2 protein-coding genes are annotated in these 1,261 nt (G+C 73.2%); both read left to right on the forward strand.

Features of this window, described 5'->3' with window-relative positions:
• Nucleotides 1-808 (forward strand): NAD-dependent epimerase/dehydratase family protein (locus QQK25_RS22970; RefSeq protein ID WP_284190045.1); only part of this gene is annotated, 808 nt, incomplete at its 5' end.
• 54 nt (nt 809-862) lie between these two features.
• On the forward strand, nt 863-1,261 hold a 399-nt coding region (locus tag QQK25_RS22975), incomplete at its 3' end, for an MraY family glycosyltransferase (protein WP_498027248.1).

Consider the following 1,261-nt stretch of genomic DNA (forward strand, 5'->3'; position numbering starts at 1 on the left):
CCTGGCCGCGGCCTGTGCCGGCATCGACACGGTGTTCCACTGCGCCGGCCACGCCCACGCCTTCGGCGCCCGCAGCGAGGCCGACGCAGCGCGCCACCGGCTCGTCAATCTGGAAGGCAGCCGGGCGCTGGCCGAAGCCGCCGGCCGGGCTGGCGTGCGGCGGCTGGTGTTCCTCTCGAGCGTCAAGGCGATGGGCGACCCGGGCGACGACTGCATCGACGAAACCTGGCCGGTGCCACCGGCGTCGGCCTATGGCCTCGCCAAGCGCGAGGCCGAGGCCGTGCTGCTGGCTACCGGCGAGCGCTTCGGGATGCACGTGGTGTGCCTGCGCCTCGCGATGGTCTATGGAGCCGGCGGCCGGGGGAATCTCGAGCGCATGGCGGCGCTGGTGCGGCGCGGATGGTTTCCACCTCTGCCCGAAACCGGCAACCGGCGCTCGATGGTTCATGTGGCCGACGTGGTGGCCGCGATGCGCCTGGCGGCGGGCGACGCGCGGGCGGCCGGGCGCAGCTACATCGTCGCCCATCCGCAAACCCATTCCGGGCGTCAGCTCTACGACGCGCTGCGGGCGGCGAGCGGGATGCCGTCGGTGGGCTGGTCGGTACCCCGGGGCATGCTCGCCGCGGTGGCCCGGCTGGGCGATCTGGGCGCGGCCGTCCTCGGGCGGCGCATGCCGCTGGACAGCGAGGCGCTGGACCGGCTGCTCGGCTCGGCCTGCTATTCGCCGGCCCGCATCGAGCGCGAACTGGGCTGGCGCGCCGGCGTGGATCTGGCCGATGGCCTGCGGGAGACGCTCCATGGGGCCTGAGCTGCTGCTGGTGCCGGCGGTCGCCTTTGCGGTGGCCTGGGCGGTCACCTGGCTGTGCTGCCGGCCGGGCTGCATTTTCTCGATCAGCCCAACGAGCGCTCGCTCCACGTCAAACCCACGCCGCGTACTGGCGGCGTCGGGGTGATGGCGGGCGTGCTGGCGGCCGGACTGGTGCTTGTGCCGGGCGCTGCGCCAGGGCTGCTGGCAGCGGTTGGCGGTGGGCTGGCGCTGGCGGCGGTCGGGCTGGTGGATGATCGGCGCAGCCTGTCGGCGCGCTGGCGGCTGGTGGCGCAGCTGCTGGTTGCGGCGGCTTTTGTGGCGCTCTTGAGGCCTGCGGCGGGCTGGGTCTTTGGCCTGTTGTGCCTCGTCGGCCTGGTGTGGATGGCCAATCTCTACAACTTCATGGATGGCTCCGACGGGCTCGCCGGGGGTATGGCGCTGTTCGGTTTCGGC

The sequence above is a fragment of the Zoogloea oryzae genome (assembly GCF_030161255.1).
In the GTDB taxonomy this organism is placed as follows: domain Bacteria; phylum Pseudomonadota; class Gammaproteobacteria; order Burkholderiales; family Rhodocyclaceae; genus Zoogloea; species Zoogloea oryzae.